The 19,199-nt window shown below is 66.7% G+C and carries 19 protein-coding genes; 12 read left to right on the forward strand and 7 right to left on the reverse strand.

Going from position 1 to position 19,199, the window contains the following annotated elements:
* Positions 1-192: 192 nt before the first annotated feature.
* From LO787_RS10990 to LO787_RS11010, 5 genes are all read right to left on the reverse strand, one after another.
* Positions 193-1,038, reverse strand: coding sequence for a ferredoxin--NADP reductase (locus LO787_RS10990; RefSeq protein WP_232495873.1), 846 nt, complete (start codon positions 1,036-1,038; stop codon positions 193-195).
* A 30-nt stretch (positions 1,039-1,068) separates the two neighbouring features.
* The gene (locus tag LO787_RS10995) at positions 1,069-1,503 is read right to left on the reverse strand and encodes a hypothetical protein (protein ID WP_232495874.1); all 435 of its coding nucleotides are present in this window, start codon (positions 1,501-1,503) and stop codon (positions 1,069-1,071) included.
* 14 nt (positions 1,504-1,517) lie between these two features.
* Positions 1,518-2,444 (reverse strand): DUF6607 family protein, encoded by a 927-nt coding sequence (locus LO787_RS11000; RefSeq protein WP_232495875.1) that lies wholly within the window; start codon positions 2,442-2,444, stop codon positions 1,518-1,520.
* Between the two features lie 181 nt (positions 2,445-2,625).
* Positions 2,626-2,943, reverse strand: a complete 318-nt coding sequence (locus LO787_RS11005) for a hypothetical protein (protein WP_232495876.1) — start codon at positions 2,941-2,943, stop codon at positions 2,626-2,628.
* Positions 2,940-3,368 carry a DUF983 domain-containing protein gene (locus LO787_RS11010; RefSeq protein WP_232495877.1) on the reverse strand — a complete coding sequence of 143 codons (429 nt, stop codon included), beginning with the start codon at positions 3,366-3,368 and terminating at the stop codon, positions 2,940-2,942. Before LO787_RS11010 ends, LO787_RS11005 begins: the two co-directional genes overlap by 4 nt.
* A gap of 101 nt (positions 3,369-3,469) precedes the next feature.
* On the opposite strand from LO787_RS11010, the gene LO787_RS11015 reads away from it, so the two are divergent.
* The 6 genes from LO787_RS11015 to LO787_RS11040 all read left to right on the forward strand — a co-directional run bounded on the left by LO787_RS11015 (position 3,470) and on the right by LO787_RS11040 (position 10,326).
* The gene (locus LO787_RS11015; RefSeq protein ID WP_232495878.1) at positions 3,470-4,822 is read left to right on the forward strand and encodes an aminotransferase-like domain-containing protein; all 1,353 of its coding nucleotides are present in this window, start codon (positions 3,470-3,472) and stop codon (positions 4,820-4,822) included.
* A gap of 161 nt (positions 4,823-4,983) precedes the next feature.
* The gene (locus LO787_RS11020; RefSeq protein WP_232495879.1) at positions 4,984-7,257 is read left to right on the forward strand and encodes a glycoside hydrolase family 3 N-terminal domain-containing protein; all 2,274 of its coding nucleotides are present in this window, start codon (positions 4,984-4,986) and stop codon (positions 7,255-7,257) included.
* 158 nt (positions 7,258-7,415) lie between these two features.
* The gene (locus tag LO787_RS11025) at positions 7,416-7,817 is read left to right on the forward strand and encodes a DoxX family protein (RefSeq protein ID WP_232495880.1); all 402 of its coding nucleotides are present in this window, start codon (positions 7,416-7,418) and stop codon (positions 7,815-7,817) included.
* A 149-nt stretch (positions 7,818-7,966) separates the two neighbouring features.
* Positions 7,967-8,509 carry an RrF2 family transcriptional regulator gene (locus LO787_RS11030; RefSeq protein ID WP_232495881.1) on the forward strand — a complete coding sequence of 181 codons (543 nt, stop codon included), beginning with the start codon at positions 7,967-7,969 and terminating at the stop codon, positions 8,507-8,509.
* A gap of 167 nt (positions 8,510-8,676) precedes the next feature.
* Positions 8,677-9,885: an NAD(P)/FAD-dependent oxidoreductase gene (locus tag LO787_RS11035; protein ID WP_232495882.1), complete on the forward strand. Its 1,209-nt coding sequence runs from the start codon at positions 8,677-8,679 to the stop codon at positions 9,883-9,885.
* A 147-nt stretch (positions 9,886-10,032) separates the two neighbouring features.
* Positions 10,033-10,326 carry a flagellin gene (locus LO787_RS11040; RefSeq protein WP_420847799.1) on the forward strand — a complete coding sequence of 98 codons (294 nt, stop codon included), beginning with the start codon at positions 10,033-10,035 and terminating at the stop codon, positions 10,324-10,326.
* Positions 10,327-10,544: 218 nt separating this feature from the next.
* On the opposite strand, the gene LO787_RS11045 is transcribed toward LO787_RS11040, so the two are convergent.
* Positions 10,545-11,204, reverse strand: a complete 660-nt coding sequence (locus LO787_RS11045) for a glutathione S-transferase (protein WP_232495883.1) — start codon at positions 11,202-11,204, stop codon at positions 10,545-10,547.
* A gap of 125 nt (positions 11,205-11,329) precedes the next feature.
* Between LO787_RS11045 and LO787_RS11050 the strand changes: the two genes are divergently transcribed.
* Positions 11,330-12,577, forward strand: coding sequence for a polyhydroxyalkanoate depolymerase (locus LO787_RS11050; RefSeq protein ID WP_232495884.1), 1,248 nt, complete (start codon positions 11,330-11,332; stop codon positions 12,575-12,577).
* A 126-nt stretch (positions 12,578-12,703) separates the two neighbouring features.
* Here the strand turns inward: LO787_RS11050 and LO787_RS11055 are convergent, their stop codons facing one another.
* Positions 12,704-15,370, reverse strand: a complete 2,667-nt coding sequence (locus LO787_RS11055) for a M1 family metallopeptidase (RefSeq protein WP_232495885.1) — start codon at positions 15,368-15,370, stop codon at positions 12,704-12,706.
* A gap of 366 nt (positions 15,371-15,736) precedes the next feature.
* On the opposite strand from LO787_RS11055, the gene rpsF reads away from it, so the two are divergent.
* The 5 genes from rpsF (at position 15,737) to LO787_RS11080 (ending at position 19,135) form a co-directional block, all read left to right on the forward strand.
* A complete protein-coding gene (gene rpsF / locus LO787_RS11060; protein ID WP_008832807.1) occupies positions 15,737-16,099 on the forward strand; it encodes a 30S ribosomal protein S6 in 363 nt (120 codons plus the stop codon).
* A gap of 5 nt (positions 16,100-16,104) precedes the next feature.
* On the forward strand, positions 16,105-16,329 hold the full coding sequence (rpsR, locus tag LO787_RS11065) for a 30S ribosomal protein S18 (protein ID WP_007686754.1): 225 nt from the start codon (positions 16,105-16,107) through the stop codon (positions 16,327-16,329).
* A 15-nt stretch (positions 16,330-16,344) separates the two neighbouring features.
* Positions 16,345-16,941 carry a 50S ribosomal protein L9 gene (gene rplI, locus LO787_RS11070; RefSeq protein ID WP_232495886.1) on the forward strand — a complete coding sequence of 199 codons (597 nt, stop codon included), beginning with the start codon at positions 16,345-16,347 and terminating at the stop codon, positions 16,939-16,941.
* 115 nt (positions 16,942-17,056) lie between these two features.
* A complete protein-coding gene (locus tag LO787_RS11075; protein ID WP_232495887.1) occupies positions 17,057-17,548 on the forward strand; it encodes a GNAT family N-acetyltransferase in 492 nt (163 codons plus the stop codon).
* 156 nt (positions 17,549-17,704) lie between these two features.
* The gene (locus tag LO787_RS11080; protein WP_232495888.1) at positions 17,705-19,135 is read left to right on the forward strand and encodes an AMP nucleosidase; all 1,431 of its coding nucleotides are present in this window, start codon (positions 17,705-17,707) and stop codon (positions 19,133-19,135) included.
* Positions 19,136-19,199: the final 64 nt, after the last annotated feature.

Here is a 19,199-nt window from a genome sequence, read left to right on the forward strand (position 1 = left end):
TCATTGCGAGCGCAGCGAAGCAATCCAGCGTCGCGGGCCGACCGTTGATTGCTTCGCTGCGCTCGCAATGACGAAGGTAAGGGGGAAGGGCATAACCCGCCCCCCAAACGAAAACGGCCCGCCCTTTCGGGCAGGCCGCTCTTGCATCGTCAGGACTGAAAATCAGCCGACGCCGGATTACCCGACGCCAGATTACCCTACGAACGCGCGCTCGATCACGAAATCGGCGGGCTTGTTGTTCGAGCCCTCGACGAAGCCGAGGCCCTCGAGCATCGAGGCGATGTCCTTGTTCATCGCCATCGAGCCGCAGAGCATCACGCGGTCGGTCGCTGGGTCGAGGCGGGCTTCGCCCTTCAGGCCCTCGAACATCCGGCCGGTCTCGATCAGGGTCTGGATGCGGCCGGTGGTGTGGAAAGGCTCGCGCGTGACGGTGGGCACGTAGCTGAGCTGGAGCAGCGCCTGGTCTTCGCACAGCGGGTCGCCCGCGAGCTGGCTTTCCAGCTCCTGGCGGAAGGCGAGGTCCGACACGCGGCGGACCGAGTGGACGACCACGACCTGCTCGAAGCATTCATAGACGTCCGGGTCGCGGATCAGCGACAGGAACGGCGCGAGGCCGGTGCCCGAGCCGAACAGGAACAGGCGCTTGCCCGGCGAGAGCGCGTCGGTGACGAGCGTGCCGGTGGGCTTGCGGCCGAGGTAGATCTGGTCGCCCGGCTGGATCAGCTGGAGCTTGGAGGTCAGCGGGCCGTCCTCGACCTTGATCGACAGGAACTCGATCTCCTCCGCCCACGACGGGCTGGCGATCGAGTAGGCGCGCAGCAGCGGCTTGCCGTTGTCGCCCTGCAGGCCGATCATGATGAACTCGCCCGAGCGGAAGCGGAACGAGGCCGGACGGGTGATCTTGAAGCTGAAGAGGTGCTCGTTCCAGTGATGGACCGACAGCACGGTCTCCACGCTGAGCGCGCCGGTGGGCTCCAGAACGGTGGCAGGCGCCGCAGACGTATCAAGAGTGGCGGCTTCGGCCTTGCTATCGCTCATCAACATCGGTCCTCGATACATATCAACTGGTCAGGCGGGCGGGTTTATCAGTGCGATGCCGAAGCCTGCGATGGTCATTGCGGCGCTGGCGCGGCACATGGCCTGTGCGACCGCGGCGACCGTGTCGCATGGCACGACATGCGCGAGAGTCGCGCGCACGTTTTCGCGGCGGCCTATACCGACATCGCGCCAAAGTGCAAGGAGCAAGGCCTCGTGCTCGCAGATGCGGTGGCAGCCCATCGGCGCCAGCATCACGCGCTCGGTGGCGCGGCGGCTGATGAGCGACATCGCCATGTGGAAGTCGGGCAGCACGGTGGTCGCGTTGTGACCCGCGAAGGCGCGGCCCAGCGACTGCGCCGGGCAGTTGCCCTTCGCCGCCGAATGCACCCACCCGCGCATCGCCCAGAGCAGGAAGCGGCCGTCGTTGTCGAGTTCGGTGACGGGGCGGTCAATGAAGTCGTACACGGGGTTATCGCCTCCTACAGCTTCCGGGTGTTTTCGGAGATCAGCCTGCGCGCTTCGACCAGCGCCCTTGTGGTGTCGGTCTTGCCGGACTGGATCTCGTCGGCGATCTCGAGCAGGCGGCCGCTGATGACGGTGCCGGTCTCGGCCTCCTCGGTCACGGCGATGCCGCCCTTGCTCTCCGCCACTTTCGCCCATTCGGCGCGGATCGCGGCCCAGTAGTCCTTCGTCGCCGCCCAGTAGTCGTCCGCGGCCTTCACATTGTAGCCGTCGAAGCGGGTATAGGTGTTGAGCACGAATTCCTGCACGACCGGCGCCAGCTTGCCGTCCTTGAGGCCGAGCTTGGTGTTGTCCTGCCAGTGGATCCACCCGTCGGGCGTGTTCTGGTGGCGGTTGATCGAGAGGTAGCGGTCGTAGACCGGATGGCGCACCGCGTCGCGCCGGGCGAGCGGGCGCCAGGTCCAGTTGGAGCGCCAGCGCCGCACGCCGCCTTCGGTGTCGAACGCGCCCCAACCGCCGTAGCGCGGGGAATCGTCCACCTGATAGACCGTCTGCGACCAGCGGCCCTTGCGGAATTTCTCAGGGATGGCTTCCCACTTCCACGCGCTCGCATCGTCGTAGACGAGGACGCGGGCGGGTTCGTAGTCCCAGTCCTGCCGCCAGTGCTTGATGACCATCGTCTCGCCGCCGTGCTCGACGACGAGCAGGTGCTGGAGGGCGATGTGGCGACCCGTATCCTCGATCACGCGCACGACTTCGTTGCCGCCGGAAATCTTGCGTTCGAGCGGGGTGTAGCCCGCGACCCACGGCGTCGTCTCCTGCATGTCGAAGCGCACCTTGTAAGTGCCCGCCATGGCGAGGATGTCGGCGCGGTCCTGCTCGAAGGTGGTCGCCGTCTGCGCCTTGGCGATGGGCGGCTGGGCGAGCGCGGGGCTTGCCGCCATCGCCAGCGCGAGCAGGGCGGCGGCGATGCCGGTGGAGATGCCGCCGGATTTGCCAGAAGATATGGACGCAGGACGGATGACGGCCCCCTATGCAGGAATTAACGAGCGCTATTGCGAATTATTCGCATAAACGTCTGTGCCTGTCGAGGCGGGGAGCGTCAAGGCTTGCGGTCAGGAAGTTTCAGTCGCGGTGGAAGAAGGCGGGCTTTCCCGAAAGGACGTTGCGCGCCATCTCGCCGCCGTCATGCGCGGCGAGCGCGCCGCCGGGTAGGGCGTCGTCCCAGAAGTCCGCGTCGGCATAGAGCGCCAGCGCCTGTTCGTAGCGGGCGAGGCGCTCGGCCTGGCGGTCGAGCAGCGAGGAGGCGGCCTGCACCTCGGCGAAGTCGTCCCCCTCGCCGTCGAGCACCATGCGGGCAAGGTCCGCGCGGCCCATAGCGCCGAGGTATCCGGCGGCGAACTCGCGCGCCATCGACGCGGCTGATGAGGCGGCGGCGTTCATTCGCGGTCCTGCGATGCGCGGGCGTTGAGGTCGGCCCAGAGCTTCTCCGTGCCCGCCTCCTGCGCCTTATTCACGTATTGCGAGGCGACCAGCCAGCCCTTGATGTACTGCAGCGGCAGCACGCAACCAACGCCGAGCAGCGGGAACGAGGTCAGCAGATGGACCCAGAACGGCGGCTCGAAGCGGACTTGCAGCCACACTGCGAAGAAGGTCAGCGGGAAGGCGACGATGCACAGCGAGAAGAACGCCGGGCCGTCGTCGGGTGCGGCGAAGCCGTAGTCGAGGCCGCAGCTGGGGCATTTGTCCTGCAGCTTGAGCCACTTTCGGAACATCGCGCCTTTTCCGCAGTGAGGGCACAACCCCTTGAGGCCGCAGTGGAATATCCAGCTGCCTTTGGTTGCGCGGTGGGGGTCCTGGTCAGCCATGATGCGTTTTTCCGGCATTGTGGGAATCGACTGTTGCCCCATATGGGTTTTGTATGCATACAAAGTCAATGCAAACCGTGACGCAAATTTGGCGACCCAGCTTGAGCGCGACGCAAGGCCCGCTCTATCTCGCGATCAGCGAGGCCATCGCGCGCGATGTCGACAGCGGGCGGCTGGCTGCGGGCGACCGCCTGCCCCCGCAGCGCGAACTGGCAGAGGCGCTAGGGATCGATCTGGGCACGGTGACGCGCGGCTATGCCGAGGCGCGGCGGCAGGGGCTGATCGAGGCGGAAGGCCGGCGCGGCAGCTTCGTGCGCGAGCGGCCGGGCGTCGGCGCGCAGGTGGAGCCGTTCGACACCGGCATGAACCTGCCGCCGATCCCGCAGCGCACCAGCTTCGCCGCCGCCTTCACGCAAGGCGTGCAGGAGGTGCTGAACGGTCCTGCAGGTGCGAACCGGATGCAGTACCAGCCCGCAGGCGGCGCGCCGGAGGATCGGCTGGCGGGCGCGCGGTGGCTGGCGGCCTCGGGCATCGCGGCGTCGGAGGACAATGTCCTCGTCACCAGCGGCGCGCAGACGGCGCTCCACGCGGTGGCGAGCGCGGTGCTCCAGCCCGGCGATGCGGTCTGTACAGGGCCGTTCGTCTATCCGGGCTGGAGCGCGATCTGTCGCCGTCGCGGCGTCCGGCTGGTCCCGCTCGCGGCGGACGAGGGCGGGATAGACCCCGATGCCTTCGCCGCCGCCTGCGAACGCGAGGCGGTGCGGGCGATCTACCTCGTCCCCGACAACGAGAACCCGACGACCGCCACGCTGTCTACCGAGCGCCGCGCCCGCATCGTCGAGATCGCCCGCCGCCACGACGTGCGCATCATCGAGGACGATCCCTATTCGCGCCTCGATCCCGCCGCGCCCCTTTCTCTGGCGGCACTGGCGCCCGAACGGACGTGGCATGTCGCCAGCCTGTCCAAGCTCGTCTCCCCGGCGCTGCGCATCGCCTACCTGCGCGCGCCGCACTTGCGCGATGCGCTGACCTTGGCTGCCGACACGCACGAGACGACGATCATGCCGCCGCCGATCAACCTTGCGGTCTGCACCCGCTGGCTGGGCGACGGCACCTGGGAGCGGCTGGTGAGCGAAGTGCGCGAGGAATGCCTCGAACGCCAGCGCATCGTCGCCGCGCACCTGCCTGCCGGAAGCTACCGCGCCGCGCAGGCCGGGTATCACCTCTGGGTGCCGCTGAGGGGTATCCAGCCCTACGAAGTCATCGGCGGTTTGCGTCCGCTGTGCGTCTCGGTGGTGTCCGGCGAGCAGTTCGCGGTCGATCCGACGCAGGGCACCGGCGCGGTGCGGCTGTCGATCGGCGGCAGCCTCGACCGTCACCGGCTTGCCCGCGCATTGGAGGTGCTCGACGCGCTGCTGCACCATCGGGGCGGTCGGCAGAGCCCGATGGTCTGAACCTTCGTACCTGTCGCGTATCGAAGCATTGCCGCGCGCCGAGCGGCATCTGCGGCGCGGCGGGCCGAATGCCATTGCCCGTTCGGATACTTGCCGCAATGCAACAAACTGGCCTACCGCGACTTCTCGGGACAAGTCGACGCACCAGCCTTCACGAGTTCATGAACCTAGACCGCCGCACCGTTCTTTCCGGCATCATCGCCAGCGCCATCGCATCCGGACTGCCGTTCAGGGCACTCGCCGCCGCCGAAGTGGCGCGCGTCGACGATCTCATCAAGCGCATGACGATCGAGGAGAAGGCCGGGCAGATGACCTGCCTTGCCGACAGCTTCCGCCCCTTCAACCCGCCCAATCCCCAGGTTGGCATCCAGGACGAGAAGCGCCTCTCGGACGAGATCCGCAAGGGCCGCGTCGGCTGCCTGTTCAACGGCATCGGCGTGGCGGGTGCGCGCAAGGCGCAGGAACTGGCGGTCAACGGCAGCCGCCTCGGCATCCCGCTGCTCTTCGCGGGCGACGTTATCCACGGCCTCAAGACGATCTTCCCGGTGCCTCTTGGCGAGGCGTCCAGCTTCGACCCCGGCCTTGCCCAGCGCACCGCGCGCGCCATGGCGATAGAGGCGACGGCCGCGGGCCTGCACCTGACTTTCGCGCCGATGGCCGACGTTGCGCGCGACCAGCGCTGGGGCCGCGTGGTCGAGGGCGCGGGCGAGGACGTGACGCTGACCTCTCTGCTGACGGCGGCGCGGATACGCGGGTTCCAGGGGCGCGACTTGCGCAAGGACGATTCCCTGCTCGCCTGCCCCAAGCATTTCGCGGCCTATGGCGCCGTCGCGGGCGGGCTGGAGTACGGCAACGTCGATATCAGCGACGAGACCCTGCGCGAAACCCACCTCCCGCCGTTCAGCGCGGGCTTCAGCGCGGGCGCGCTGACGACGATGGCGGCCTTCAACGAGATCAACGGCGTCCCCGCCACCGCCGACCGCACGCTCCTCACCGATATCCTGCGCGGCGAGATGGGCTTCCACGGCTTCGTCTTCTCCGACTACACGGCGGACGAGGAACTGATCGCCCACGGCTTTGCCGAGGACGAACGCGACGCGGCGCGCCTCGCGGTGCTGGCGGGCGTCGACATGTCGATGCAGAGCGGGCTCTACATCCGCTACCTCCCCGACCTCGTGAAGAGTGGCGCGGTGCCGATGGGCACCGTGGACGTGGCGGTGCGGCGCATCCTCTACGTGAAGATGGCCATGGGCCTGTTCGACAACCCCTGGCGCTCGCTGGACGAGAACGCCGAGAAGAGCCGCATCGAGACCTCGGGCCACCGCGCCCTTGCGCGCGAGGCGGGCGCGCGCTCCATCGTCCTGCTCCAGAACGACGGCGTGCTGCCGCTAGATGCGGGCAGGAAGCAGAAGATCGCGCTGATCGGGCCGTTCGGGGAGGACAAGACCAACCTCTACGGCCCATGGGCCTTCTATGGCGACCCCGGCAAGGGCATCGACGTCGCCAGCGGGCTGCGCGAGGCGATGGGCGACGCGGAACTGCTCTCCGTCATGCCCGGCTGCGGCATCCAAGACGCCATCGACGGTGGCATCGAGGTCGCCGTGAAGGCGGCGAAGGACGCGGACATCGTGATCCTTGCCGTGGGCGAGGCGCAGGACATGTCGGGCGAGGCGCAGTCGCGCACCACCATCGAGATCCCGCCCGCCCAGCAAGCCCTCGCCGATGCGGTGGCGGCGGTGAAGAAGCCCACCGTCGTCCTGCTGCGCCACGGCCGCGCGCTGGCGATCCACGGCGGCGTGGCAAACGCGAATGCGGTGCTGGCGACGTGGTTCCTCGGCTCCGAGGCCGGGAACGCCATCGCCGACGTGCTGTTCGGCAAGGTCGATCCCTCGGGCAAGCTGCCGGTCAGTTTCCCGTGGGAGTCCGGGCAGGAGCCATTCTTCTACGACCGCAAGTCCACCGGCCGCCCCGTGCTGGCCAGAGGCAGCACCGAGTACAAGGCCCGCTACGCGACGACCGACAATAGCGCGCGCTATCCCTTCGGCCACGGCCTCAGCTACACGCAGTTCGCGCTCGACCGGCTGCAGCTTTCCGATCCCGCCTTGCGCTGGGACGAAAGCGTGACGATCACCGCGCGCCTGACCAACAAGGGCAAGCGACGCGGCAGCGAGACCGTGCAACTCTACATCCGCGACCGCGTGGCGAGCCGCACCCGCCCGATCCGCGAGTTCAAGAAGATGGAGCGCGTGACGCTGGAGCCGGGCGAAAGCCGGGCCGTGCGCTTCACGCTGGCGCGCGCGGACCTCGAATTCGTCGGCGCGGGCAACCGGCGGCTGGCGGAGCCGGGCGTGTTCGACATTTGGGTGGGCCAGTCCTCCGAGGACGGCCTCCACGGTCAGATCACTTTGTACGCGGCGGAACTGCCCCAGGGCTGACCGACCCTGCGGGGATATCTGTTCGGCTTTCTTGCACATGTGATCGCGATTTATCGCACTATTTTGGACCCCGGATGTGGACCATCTTGGCGGCATCAGAACGATCCCCGGATCGTCGAAGCCAACTCGATCCCCTCCATCATCGCCGGAGTTCCATCATGACCACCAATGCGCAAACTGCTCCCGCCGTCTCGAATTCGCTCGAAGCCTGGCTGCCCGTCGTCGGCCGCGTGCTGATCGCCGCGATCTTCATCCTCAGCGGCATTTCCAAGATCACCGATCCCGCCAGCGCGATGGCCTACATCTCTTCTGTCGGCCTGCCGCTCCCCGCCGTGGCGCTGGCTGCCGCGATCGTCGTCGAACTGGTCGGCGGCGCGCTGCTGATCGTCGGCTACCGCGTCCGCACCGTCGCGGTAGTGATCGCGCTGTTCAGCGTCGCAACCGCGGTCTTCTTCCACAACAACCTGGCCGACCAGAACCAGTTCATCCACTTCTTCAAGAACATCGCGATTGCCGGCGGCCTGCTCCAGATCGTCGCCTTCGGCAAGGCGCGCGGCTGAACCAGACAGCCACACCGCTTCGGCGCAATTAGGGGCGGGTCCGCAAGGGCCCGCCCTTTTCGCATGGGCTTCGGAGATAAATAACGAGGACTAAAATAGTCGTCGTTTTATGTTTGACTCAATAACGCGGATTGAGTAACTCCGTGTTCATGGCACACATCACCACCAGCGTCGAATACGGGATCCACGGCCTCCTCTGGCTCGTCGACGACGAGACGCGGGCGCTGAGCAGCCGTGAGATCGCCGAGCTTCAGGGCATCTCGCCCAGCTTCCTGGCGAAGATCTTCCCCAAGCTGGAGAAGGCCGGGATCGTCGCCGCCAACGAAGGCGTGCGCGGCGGCTATCGCCTCGGCCGCCCGGCGCAGGAGATCACGTTCCTCCAGATCGTCGATGCCATCGAAGGCGACAAGCCGCTGTTCGATTGCCAGGAAGTGCGCGGCCGCTGCGCCCTGTTCGGCGGCACCGCGCCGGGCTGGGCGACTGCCGGAACCTGCGCGGTCCATGCCGTCATGCTTCAGGCCGAGAAGGCCATGCGCGATGCGCTTGCCGCGCAGACGCTCGGCGATGTCGCCACTCGCTTCGGTCGCAAGGCGCCGGAGAGCTTCTTCAGCGATTTCCGCGACTGGGCGGGGGACCGCCAGAACACCCGCACCGCCCGCTCAGGCCGCCCGAAGCGCGACGGACCTTCCTGACACGGTGAAGTCGGGCGCGTGACTGCGCGCCGTCCCTGATCCCCGAACACCTTTCTCGGCTTCCTGCCGGACGCACCGGGAAAGCACCGGAACGTGTGCGCCGCATCCACGGCGACGTGCTTCCCGGAACGATGAAGCGCGTCCGGCACACACGAAGGAGAAGAGCCATGAACAAGCAGACCATCCTCATCGCCGGCACCGGATTCGCCGGAGTCTGGGCCGCCCTTTCGGCCGCCCGCGCCGTATCGCTCGCGGGCCGGGAGGACGACATTGAGATCGTCGTCGTCTCGCCCAGCCCGACGCTGGTGATCCGCCCGCGCCTCTATGAAGCCGTGCTGGAGAACATGAACCCCGACATCTCGGCGTTGCTTGCGGCGGTCGGTGCGCGCTTCGTGCCGGGCATCGTCTCGGACATCGGCGCGGATGATAGGGCGGCCACGATCACCCGCAACGACGGTACGGTCGAGACCATTTGCTGGGACCGCTTCGTCCTCGCCACAGGCAGCCGCCTCGCCACTCCGCCCGTGCCGGGGATCGAGGAATATGCCTTCAACGTCGATCAGCTCCATGCGGCGCAGCGCCTCGATGCCCATCTCAGGCTGCTGGCGGCCCGAACCGATGAGGCGCGCGGCACGGTCGTGGTGGTCGGCGGCGGCTTCACCGGCCTTGAAGGCGCGGCGGAAATGCCCGAGCGCCTGCGCGAAGTGCTCGGCGCCGATGCAGCGATCCGCGTCGTCATCGTCGATCCCGCCGAACAGATCGCTGCCGAGATGGGCGCAGACGCTGCCGAGATCGTGCGCGATGCGCTCGACGAGATGGGCATCGAGCAGCGCCCCGGCGTCCGCGTCACGGCGGTCGACGCCGCAGGCGTCACCCTCTCCGACGGCTCGCGGATCGAGGCGGCGACGGTTGTCTGGTCCGCAGGCATGCGCGCCCATCCCCTCGCCGCGCAGGTTCCCGGCGAGCATGACGCAACCGGTCGCGTGCTGGGCGATGCCTTCCTGCGCGCTCCCGAGGCGCCCGGCGTCTTCGTCACCGGCGATACCGTGAAGGCCGCCACCGACGACATCGGCAACTTCACCGTCATGTCCTGCCAGCATGCGCTGAGCCTCGGTCGTGTCGCGGGTCACAATGCCGCCGCCGAACTGGTCGACCTGCCGCTGCACCCCTACAGCCAGCCCAAGTACGTAACCTGCCTCGACCTCGGCGCCTGGGGTGCGCTCTATACGGAGGGCTGGGACCGGCAGGTCCACCTTACCCGCGAAGAGGGCAAGAAGCTCAAGCAGGAGATCAACGGTGTGTGGATCTATCCGCCTGCGCCGGATCGTGAGGCTGTGTTTGCGGTGTCGAACCCGGACTTCGTGATCGTGCCGTGATGGAGTGGGAAAGGCCCGGCGTCAGCCGGGCCTTTTTGCGGCGTCTCCGGCTCATCGCGTTGATAATGGGTTTCGGAAGGCGGCCAGCAGGTCACGCTGACCTCCAAGGCGATCGACGGCACCAAGGTTTCGGCCACCGCGCTCGACGTGACGACCGCCGCGCTTGCCGCGACGACGCTGACCAATGTCGATGCCGCGCTGACCGACGTGAACGCCACCCGCGCCTCGCTGGGCGCCGGCCAGAACCGCCTCGAATCGGCGATCAACACCCTGACCAACACGGTCACCAACCTGTCGGACGCCCGCAGCCGCATCGAGGACGCGGACTACTCGTCCGAGACCACGCAGATGGCCAAGGCGCAGATCCTCTCGCAGGCCTCCACCGCCATGCTCGCTCAGGCCAACCAGAGCCAGCAGAACGTCCTCTCGCTGCTGCGCTAAGAGACACCTTGGAATGCCTTCCCCGTCCCGGAAGGCCGGATGCCCGGCGGTCAGCAATGGCCGCCGGGTGTTTTCGTGGGGGCTTCGACAGGCTCAGCCTGAGCGGATTTAGAGCTGATCTATCAACACCGCTCAGGCTGAGCTTGTCGAAGCCCCCGCAGATAGCACTCACCTAAAGGCAGCCAGCGGTGCCGGGTCGAGCCCGGGACGACGTGGCTTCAGAACTCGACGTCGAGTTCTTCCATCTCCTCCGGCTCCGCCTTTGCCGCGGCGATCCATTCGCGCATCGGCGCCCAGTCGGCGATGGTATCGCAATAGGCGGCACAGGCGGGCGGCAGGGCGACGGCGTAACTGACGAAGCGTGTCGTCACCGGCGCGTACATCGCATCGGCCACGGTGGGCGTATCGCCGAACAGGAACGGCCCGCCGTAGCGGTCGAGGCATTCCAGCCAGATCGCCTCGATCCGCTCGATATCCGGGCGCGCGCCGGAGAAGACGGGGAACCTCTCGTGCTTCACCTTGAGGTTCATCGGCAGGGCCGAGCGCAAGTTGGTGAAGCCCGAGTGGATCTCGCCCGAGATCGACCGGCAGTGCGCCCGCGCGATCGGGTCCGCCGGAAGCATCTGGGCATCAGGGAACTGCTCGTTCAGGAACTCCGCGATGGCGAGCGTGTCCCAGACACTCGCGCCGCGATAGCTGAGGCGGGGCACAAGTACGGAAGGCGACAGCAGCAGGAGTTCGGCGCGGTTGGCGGCGTCGTTGGCGACGGTCTTCTCCGCAACCTCAAGCCCGGCGAGGCGGCACAGCAGCCAGCCGCGCAGCGACCAGGCCGAATAGGTCTTGCTGGATATCGTCAGCGTGGCTTCGGTATCGGTCATCCGCCCTGCCCCTTCGTTTAGCTTGCATCAGCTTATGATGCAGCGCAGCATGAATCCACAACCGTTTGCGCTTCCCTGTCCGAATCGTGAGGGCGCGAATCGCGAGGTTCAAAGGGGTTCTGCGGATGCTCTACCAGGCCTATCAGGCGTATTGCGACGCGATGACGCCGGCCCGCATGGCCGCGCGCGCCGCCACCGGCTTTCGCGACAAGTTCCTGGGCGGCGCGGAAAAGATGCCGATGGCGCGCCGCTTCTTCGCGCTGGCCGAGACGTTCGACAAGGCGACGATCACGCACAGTCGCCCGCCCTACGGCATCGACGAGGTGCTGTCCGGCAATGCGATGACCCCGGTGGTCGAACAGGTCGCACTCGACCTGCCGTTCGGCGACCTGCTGCATTTCGCCAAGCCGGAAGTCAGTGCGCCGCAGCCCAAGGTGCTGGTCGTCGCACCGCTATCGGGCCACTTTGCCACGTTGCTGCGCAATACGGTGGAGACGCTGCTGCGCGACCACGACGTCTACATCACCGACTGGAAGAACGCCCGCGACGTGCCGCTTTCGGCGGGCCGGTTCGGGCTGGAGGACTACATCGACTACGTGATCCGGTTCCTTCAGGAACTGGGCGATCCGGAAGACGGTGCAGTGGGGCGGCGCGGGGCGCACGTCCTTGCGGTGTGCCAGCCCTGCGTGCCGGTGCTGGCGGCGGTGGCGGTGATGGCGCAGAACGACGATCCCTGCCAGCCGCGCACGATGTCGCTGCTCGGCGGCCCGGTGGACGTGCGCGAATCGCCGACGGTGGTGAACGAACTGGCCAACGCGCAGAGCTACGACTGGTTCGAGAGCAACCTGATCCACACCGTGCCGTGGCGCTACAAGGGCGCAGGGCGGAAGGTCTATCCGGGCTTCATCCAGCTCACCGCGTTCATGTCGATGAACATGGGGCGGCATAACGCGCAGTACCGCAAGCTCTACCAGCACCTCGCCGATCTGGAGATGGCCGAGGCGGCGAAGATCGAGGACTTCTACGACGAGTACCTCGCCGTGCTCGACATGACCGCCGAGTTCTATCTGGAGACGATCGACAAGGTGTTCCAGCAGGCGCAACTGGCGCGCGGCGAACTCACGCATCGCGGGCGAAAGGTGGACTGCGCGGCGATCCGCAAGACCGCGCTGCTCACCGTCGAGGGCGAGCGGGACGACATCTGCGCGGTCGGCCAGACGGCGGCGGCGCACTTGCTCTGCACCAGCCTGCGCCCGCACCTGAAGCGCCACCACCTCCAGCCGGGAGTGGGCCACTACGGCGTGTTCTCGGGCTCGAAGTGGGAGCGCGAGGTCTATCCGCAAGTGCGGAACATGATCCTCGCGATGGCCTGAATACCATCTCGTCATTGCGAGCGTAGCGAAGCAATCCAGAGGCGCCGGGCATCCGTGGATTGCTTCGCTACGCTCGCAATGACGAAAGAAAAAGGGAGAGGCCTCGCGGCCCCTCCCCTCTATAGCTCAGTAGCCAGACTTCGCCAGCCAGGCGTCGACTTCGGGAAGTCGCGTCTGACCGACCTTCACGCGGTCCTGGATCTTGGCGATCGCCTCGTCCACCGGGCGACGCGAACCGGCGGCGAGGTGGGCCTTGGCATAAGCGTCGAGCTTGCCGACCATCGCCGGATCGCCGCTGCCGGCCGAGAGGCGGCCGACGTAGCGGGTCGCGCCCGAGACGTCGACGCGCTTCATCACCGCGTCGTAGTTCGCCAGCACGAAGTCGAACGCCTGCTCCGGGTGCGCCGCACCGACCGAGCTGATGATGACCGGGCTGGTGGTCACGCCCGGCTCGTCGGTGAGCGAAAGCGCCAGCGCCTTCTGCGTCAGCGTCGTGTCCTCGGCACGGCCGAGCAGCGAATAGAGCGTCGTGCGCACCTGCGCCGAAGTCTCTTCCTGCGCCATCTTGTGCAGCGCGTCCCAGGTCTGCGCGTCGGCGTTCTTGGCAACGACGGTCAGCACGGCAACCTTGACCGACGGATTTATCGAGGCGGGATCGGCGAAGCGGCGACGCGCCTCGGCCACCACCGTGGGCTCGCCGAGGCCACCCAGCGTCTCGATCAGCGACGCGCGCAGATCGCCCGCAGTCGCCTGCTCGTCGGCCTTCGGGGTCCAGCCGAGGGCGTTCAGCACCGGCAGCAGGCGCGCCGAGGCGAAGCGCGAAAGCGCCGCCTTGCGCTTGGGATCGGTCTTGGCGAAATCGGCGAGGCCACCGATGACGCTGGCCGCACGCTCCATCACCTGCGGCGAGGCATCGGCGGGCAGGTTCTTAACGAGGTCGAGCATGTCGGCCATCGGCTGGTTGCCCGCATAGCCGAGCGCGACCGCGTCGTTCAGGATGCCGAGCTGGTCGACCGGCTGCACCGTGGCGATGCCCTTGGCGAGACCGGCGAAGGTCTTCGCATCATAGAGCACGCGGTAGTAGCCCGACTGGCCCGCGTTGACGACGACCGGGCCGCAACCCGCGACCTTGAGCGCGCCCTTGCCCTGCAGCAGCGTCTCGGCCTGACCGCCCTGGCCCGCTGCACGAACCGGCACGCGCCAGTTCAGCGGCTGCTTGTCGGCACGGTCGCGGGTGAACTCGCCCTGCTCCAGCGCCAGCGTTGTGGAACCCGCCGCGCAGCTTGCCGTCACCTTCACCAGCGGGATGCCCGGCTGGAGCGTGAAGTCGTGCGCGATCTCGCTGATCGGCTTGCCCGAGGTCTTGTCGATCTCGCGCCACAGGTCGTCGGTGACGGTGTTCGAATGGTTGTAGCGCGCCATGTAGGCCTGCACGCCTGCGCGCCACTGGTCCGAACCGGCGTAGGCCTCCAGCATGCGGATGACCGACTCGCCCTTGGAATACGTGATCGAATCGAAGGCCTGGCTGGCCTCCTCCACCGTCGCGATGTGGTGGATGACCGGGTGCGTGGTGGCATAGGCATCCTGCGCCATCGCCGCCTCGCGCGAGCCGAGTGCGGAGAGCTCCGGGTGCCACTCGGGGTGGAACTTCGCGGTGGCGAGGCTCTCCATCCACGAGGCGAAGCCCTCGTTCAGCCACAGATCGTCCCACCACGACATCGTGACGAGATCGCCGAACCACTGATGCGCCATCTCGTGCGCGACGACGGTGAAGATACGCTCGCGAAGGGCGTTCGACGCGATCTTCGGGTCGAGCAGCATGGCGTTCTCGAAGTAGAAGATGCCGCCCCAGTTCTCCATCGCGGAGAAGAACTGGCTGCGGCCCGGCGCCGCGATGTGGTCCAGCTTGGGGAGCGGGTACTTCTCGCCGAAGTATTCGTTCATCCACGGCAGCAGATCGGCCGAGGCGTTCAGCGCGTAGTCCGCCTGCGCCAGATCGCCCTTCTTGGTCAGCACGCCGACTTCGGTCTGGCCCGCCATCTTCGTCTTGCGCTCGAAATCGCCGAGGCCGAAGAACAGCAGGTAGGTCGACATCTTGGGGCTGGTGCCGAAGGTGACGAGGGTCTTGCCGTTGCCCAGATCCTTGCGGCTCTCGACCGGCAGGTTGCCGACGGCGACTTCGCTGGTCGGCACCACGGTCTTCAGGCTGAAGGTGGCCTTGCAGAACGGCTCGTCCCACGAAGGCATGAAGCGGCGCGCGTCCGAGTTCTCGAACTGGGTGAACAGCGCGCGCTTCTGCGAGCCGTCGGCCGCCTTGTAGTCGAGCGCGAAGAGGCCGAACGCCTGCGTGTTGATCTTGCCCGCGTAGTCGATCGACAGCACGTAGCTGCCCGGAGCGATCGGCTTGGCGAAAGTGAAGGTCGCGGTCTGCGTCTCCGCATCGATGGCGACGGTGGGCGTGCCCGCCTTCTTGCCCGCCTTGGTGGCGAGAGCGGCCTTGGCGATCGCGAGGTCGGCGGCGTGGAGCGTGATCGTGCTGGTCGCCTCGACCACATCGACGGTGATTGCCGCCTTGCCCGCGAAGGTCATCGCTTGCGCATCGGGGGTTACGGTGATGTCGTAGTGGCTCGGACGGACCGAACGGGGAAGCTGCGTGGTCACCGTATCGGCGGTCGCGCCCTTGGTGGTCGAGGAGGCGCCAGTGCCCTGCCCCGCGTCTTGCGCCGAAGCGGACAGCGGAAGAGCAACGCCGGCGAGAAGCGCCAGCGCGGCGCGACGATACGGTTTCTTCATTATGTTGCGACTCACGAAGGGGGGATAATGATGCTTTGCTAACGCTCTGTCTCAGGGACGCAACAATTTAACTGCAATGTGCAACTTTACACGCACTCACTTTGCGGTAGCGCCCGGGGCTTGGACAAGCTCAGCCTGGCCTGCGTAAAAGGTTGTTACGCAAACTCCGCTCACCCTGAGCTTGTCGAAGGGTCAGACAATTTCGAACTCCGCGCACCATGCGCTACCCTTGCTTTCTGCGCCGAATCCGCTAAGGGCGCCCCTTCCCCGCAGCCATGTGGCACGGGGAAACTGAAAGAAAGCCGGAGGGGCCCCGCAATCCCGCGGGTCGCCAGCGATCGGTTAGACTAGATAAAGGAAGCTGCCGTGGCTCTATATGAGCACGTGTTCCTGGCACGCCAGGACCTCAGCCAGGCGCAGGTCGATGCGCTTGCTGCCGCCGCCACCGAGATCGTCGAGTCGAACCAGGGCAAGGTCGTCAAGACCGAGACCTGGGGCCTCAAGAATCTCGCCTACAAGATCAAGCGCAACCGCAAGGCGCACTTCGTGATGCTCAACATCGAAGCTTCGGGCGACGTCGTCGCCGAGCTCGAGCGTCAGACGCAGATCAACGAAGACGTCATCCGCTACGTCACCATCCGCGTCGACGAGCACGAGGAAGGCCCCTCGGTGATGATGCGCAAGACCGACCGCGAGCGTACTCGCCGTCGCGAACGTGAAGGGAACTGATTTCCATGGCACGTGCATTCTTCCGCCGCCGCAAGTCCTGCCCGTTCTCGGGCAAGAACGCGCCGAAGATCGACTACAAGGACGTTCGTCTGCTCCAGGGCTTCATGTCCGAGCGTGGCAAGATCGTTCCGAGCCGCATCACCGCGGTTTCCGCCAAGAAGCAGCGTGAGCTGGGCCAGGCTATCAAGCGTGCCCGCCACATCGGCCTGCTTCCCTTCATCGTGAAGTAAGGGAGGGACCTACCCATGCAGATCATCCTCCTGGAGCGCATCGAGAAGCTCGGCGCCATCGGCGACGTCGTCTCGGTCAAGGACGGTTACGCCCGTAACTACCTGCTTCCGAACAAGAAGGCCCTTCGCGCCAACGAGGCGAACAAGAAGGTCTTCGAAGCCAACCGCGCCAAGATCGAGTCGGACAACGCAGAGCGTCGTTCGGCCGCCGAAGCCAACTCGGGCAACGTCGAAGGCAAGCAGATCGTCCTGATCCGCGCCTCGTCGAACTCGGGCCAGCTTTACGGTTCGGTCTCGGTCCGCGACATCGTCGACGGCCTGAACGAACAGGGCGCCGGCGTGTCGAAGCAGATGATCGTGCTCGAGCGCCCGATCAAGACGCTCGGCATCTTCGACGTCAAGGTCAACCTGCACCCCGAAGTTTCGGTCAACGTCAAGGTGAACGTCGCCCGTTCGCCCGACGAAGCCGAACTGCAGTCGCAGGGCGTGGACGTGATGGCCGCGATGTTCGAACAGGACGTCTCGGGCTTCACCGAAGCCTACGACCCGAACGCCGAACCCGGCGAAATCGCGGTCGAGGAAACCGAGGAAGAGGGCGAGGCCCAGGCCTAAGTCCTTCCTTCGGATATCCGAGGAATACGAAAGCCCTCGTTCCCCAGCGGAACGGGGGCTTTTCCTTTTTCCCGTTGTCCCGGCTTGCGCGGAGCGCGAGCACCGCGAGGAAATCATGATCCACCCCATCGCCCCCGCCGACTACCGCGCCGACGCATCCTTGCGCGCAGCCATGCTGGCGCTGAACAACGCCCATGCCGTCGAACTCTCCTTTGCGGACGAGGCGCGCATGGCGATGCTGGTGGACGAGGCTTTCCTCGCCGCACGAGTCGGCATGGTGGACGCCCTGCTGCTCGCATTCGCGCCGGGCGCCGCCTACGACAGCGCCAACTACCGCTGGTTCGTGGAGAACTACGCCAGCTTCGTCTACGTCGACCGCGTGGTCGTGGCCGCCGATGCCCGAGGGCGCGGCCTCGCAAAGCAACTCTACGCGCACCTCTTCGATGCCGCACGTGACGCCGGGCACCAGCGCATCGTCTGCGAGGTCAATTCCGACCCGCCCAACCCGGCATCCGACGCTTTCCACGCCGCGCTGGGCTTCGCTCCTGTGGGCGAGGCGCTGCTGGGGAACGGCAAGACGGTGACGTACCTGGCGCTGGAACTGTAAGCCTCACATTCGTCATTGCGAGCATAGCGAAGCAATCCAGCGTCACGCCCGCCCATGGATTGCTTCGCTATGCTCGCAATGACGGCCAGGCACCGTCATCGCCCCGCCTCCATGGGCCGCTATTGCACCGCACCACGGAATGCGTAATAGATGGCCATGCAAAAGATGACAGAAACCCTCGCGGAATTGGTCCGCGTCTACGAAACCGCCGTCTCCACCCTCAAGGCCGATATCGCCGCCTTCGTCGAGCATGGCACCCTCCCCCCCGCCGATCGCCGCGCGAACCGCCTCTGGACTTATCCGGAGCTGCGCATCACCTACCGCGGCACCGAGCGCGCCGCGCGGGCATCGCGCGCGTTCGGGCGGCTCGAAATGGCCGGCACTTACGCCACCACCGTCACCCGCCCCCACCTCTTCGCCGACTACCTCGCCGAACAACTCGCGCTGATCGAGGCCGAGTATGAGGTGGAGTTCGAAGTCGCCGCCTCCACGCAGGAGATCCCCTTCCCCTACGTCCTCGAAGGCGTCTCGGTCGGCAGCGTCACGCCGCAGGAATTGGCCGCGCACTTCCCCAGCACCGAACTGGCGATGATCGGCGACGAGATCGCCGACGGCACCTTCCTGTCGGGCGAGGACGAACCGCACCCGCTCGCGCTGTTCGACGGGCTGCGCACCGACTTCAGCCTCGCGCGACTGGCGCACTACACCGGCACCAGCCCTGACCACTGCCAGCGCTTCGTGCTGTTCACCAACTATCACCGCTACGTCGACGAGTTCGTGGACTGGGCGGGGCAGCAGGTCGGTTCGGACGGCTACATCGCGCTTTCGGGCGCCGGTGGGCTCTACATCGACGCGCCGATCGACGCGGCGCGCGCGCGCCTGTCCGACACCGCATGGCGCCGCCACCAGATGCCCGCCTACCACCTCATCCGCGAGGACCGCTCGGGTATCACTCTTGTCAACATCGGCGTCGGCCCGTCCAACGCCAAGACCATCACCGACCACCTCGCCGTGCTGCGTCCCGAGGCATGGCTGATGATCGGCCACTGCGGCGGCCTGCGCGAAAGCCAGCGCATCGGCGACTACGTGCTCGCCCATGCATACTTGCGCGACGACCATGTGCTCGACCCGGTGCTGCCGCCCGAGATCCCGCTGCCCGCCATCGCCGAAGTGCAGCTCGCGCTGGCGCAGGCGGCCGAAGTCGTCAGCGGAGAAGGCGGCGCGAACCTCAAGAAGCGGATGCGCACCGGCACCATCGTCACCACCGACGACCGCAATTGGGAACTGCGCTACACCGAATCGGCCAAGCGCTTCTCCCTCAGCCGCGCGATCGGCATCGACATGGAAAGCGCCACGATCAGCGCGCAGGGATACCGCTTCCGCGTGCCTTACGGGACGCTGCTCTGCGTATCGGACAAGCCGCTGCACGGCGAACTCAAGCTGCCCGGCCAGGCCAACCGCTTCTACGAGGAAGCGATCGCCAGCCACCTCAAGATAGGCCTCATCACCTGCGACCTGCTGCGCGAACAGGGAGACCGCCTGCATTCCCGCAAGCTGCGCGCGTTCAACGAACCGCCGTTCAGGTGAACGGCGGCGGCAACGAACCGCCGTTCAGGTGAACGGCGGCGGCAACGAACCGCCGTTCAGGTAA

Origin of the sequence: Novosphingobium kaempferiae (assembly GCF_021227995.1) — a bacterium.
Lineage (GTDB): Bacteria > Pseudomonadota > Alphaproteobacteria > Sphingomonadales > Sphingomonadaceae > Novosphingobium > Novosphingobium kaempferiae.

What these genes read in the sequence shown, in the direction of transcription:
- LO787_RS10990 (WP_232495873.1), bottom strand. Translation starts at nt 1,038, where the DNA reads ATGAGCGATAGCAAGGCCGAAGCCGCCACTCTTGATACGTCTGCGGCG.
- LO787_RS11000 (WP_232495875.1), bottom strand. Translation starts at nt 2,444, where the DNA reads ATGGCGGCAAGCCCCGCGCTCGCCCAGCCGCCCATCGCCAAGGCGCAG.
- LO787_RS11005 (WP_232495876.1), bottom strand. Translation starts at nt 2,943, where the DNA reads ATGAACGCCGCCGCCTCATCAGCCGCGTCGATGGCGCGCGAGTTCGCC.
- LO787_RS11010 (WP_232495877.1), bottom strand. Translation starts at nt 3,368, where the DNA reads ATGGCTGACCAGGACCCCCACCGCGCAACCAAAGGCAGCTGGATATTC.
- LO787_RS11020 (WP_232495879.1), top strand. Translation starts at nt 4,984, where the DNA reads ATGAACCTAGACCGCCGCACCGTTCTTTCCGGCATCATCGCCAGCGCC.
- LO787_RS11025 (WP_232495880.1), top strand. Translation starts at nt 7,416, where the DNA reads ATGACCACCAATGCGCAAACTGCTCCCGCCGTCTCGAATTCGCTCGAA.
- LO787_RS11030 (WP_232495881.1), top strand. Translation starts at nt 7,967, where the DNA reads ATGGCACACATCACCACCAGCGTCGAATACGGGATCCACGGCCTCCTC.
- LO787_RS11035 (WP_232495882.1), top strand. Translation starts at nt 8,677, where the DNA reads ATGAACAAGCAGACCATCCTCATCGCCGGCACCGGATTCGCCGGAGTC.
- LO787_RS11045 (WP_232495883.1), bottom strand. Translation starts at nt 11,204, where the DNA reads ATGACCGATACCGAAGCCACGCTGACGATATCCAGCAAGACCTATTCG.
- LO787_RS11050 (WP_232495884.1), top strand. Translation starts at nt 11,330, where the DNA reads ATGCTCTACCAGGCCTATCAGGCGTATTGCGACGCGATGACGCCGGCC.
- LO787_RS11055 (WP_232495885.1), bottom strand. Translation starts at nt 15,370, where the DNA reads ATGAAGAAACCGTATCGTCGCGCCGCGCTGGCGCTTCTCGCCGGCGTT.
- rpsR (WP_007686754.1), top strand. Translation starts at nt 16,105, where the DNA reads ATGGCACGTGCATTCTTCCGCCGCCGCAAGTCCTGCCCGTTCTCGGGC.
- rplI (WP_232495886.1), top strand. Translation starts at nt 16,345, where the DNA reads ATGCAGATCATCCTCCTGGAGCGCATCGAGAAGCTCGGCGCCATCGGC.
- LO787_RS11075 (WP_232495887.1), top strand. Translation starts at nt 17,057, where the DNA reads ATGATCCACCCCATCGCCCCCGCCGACTACCGCGCCGACGCATCCTTG.
- LO787_RS11080 (WP_232495888.1), top strand. Translation starts at nt 17,705, where the DNA reads ATGCAAAAGATGACAGAAACCCTCGCGGAATTGGTCCGCGTCTACGAA.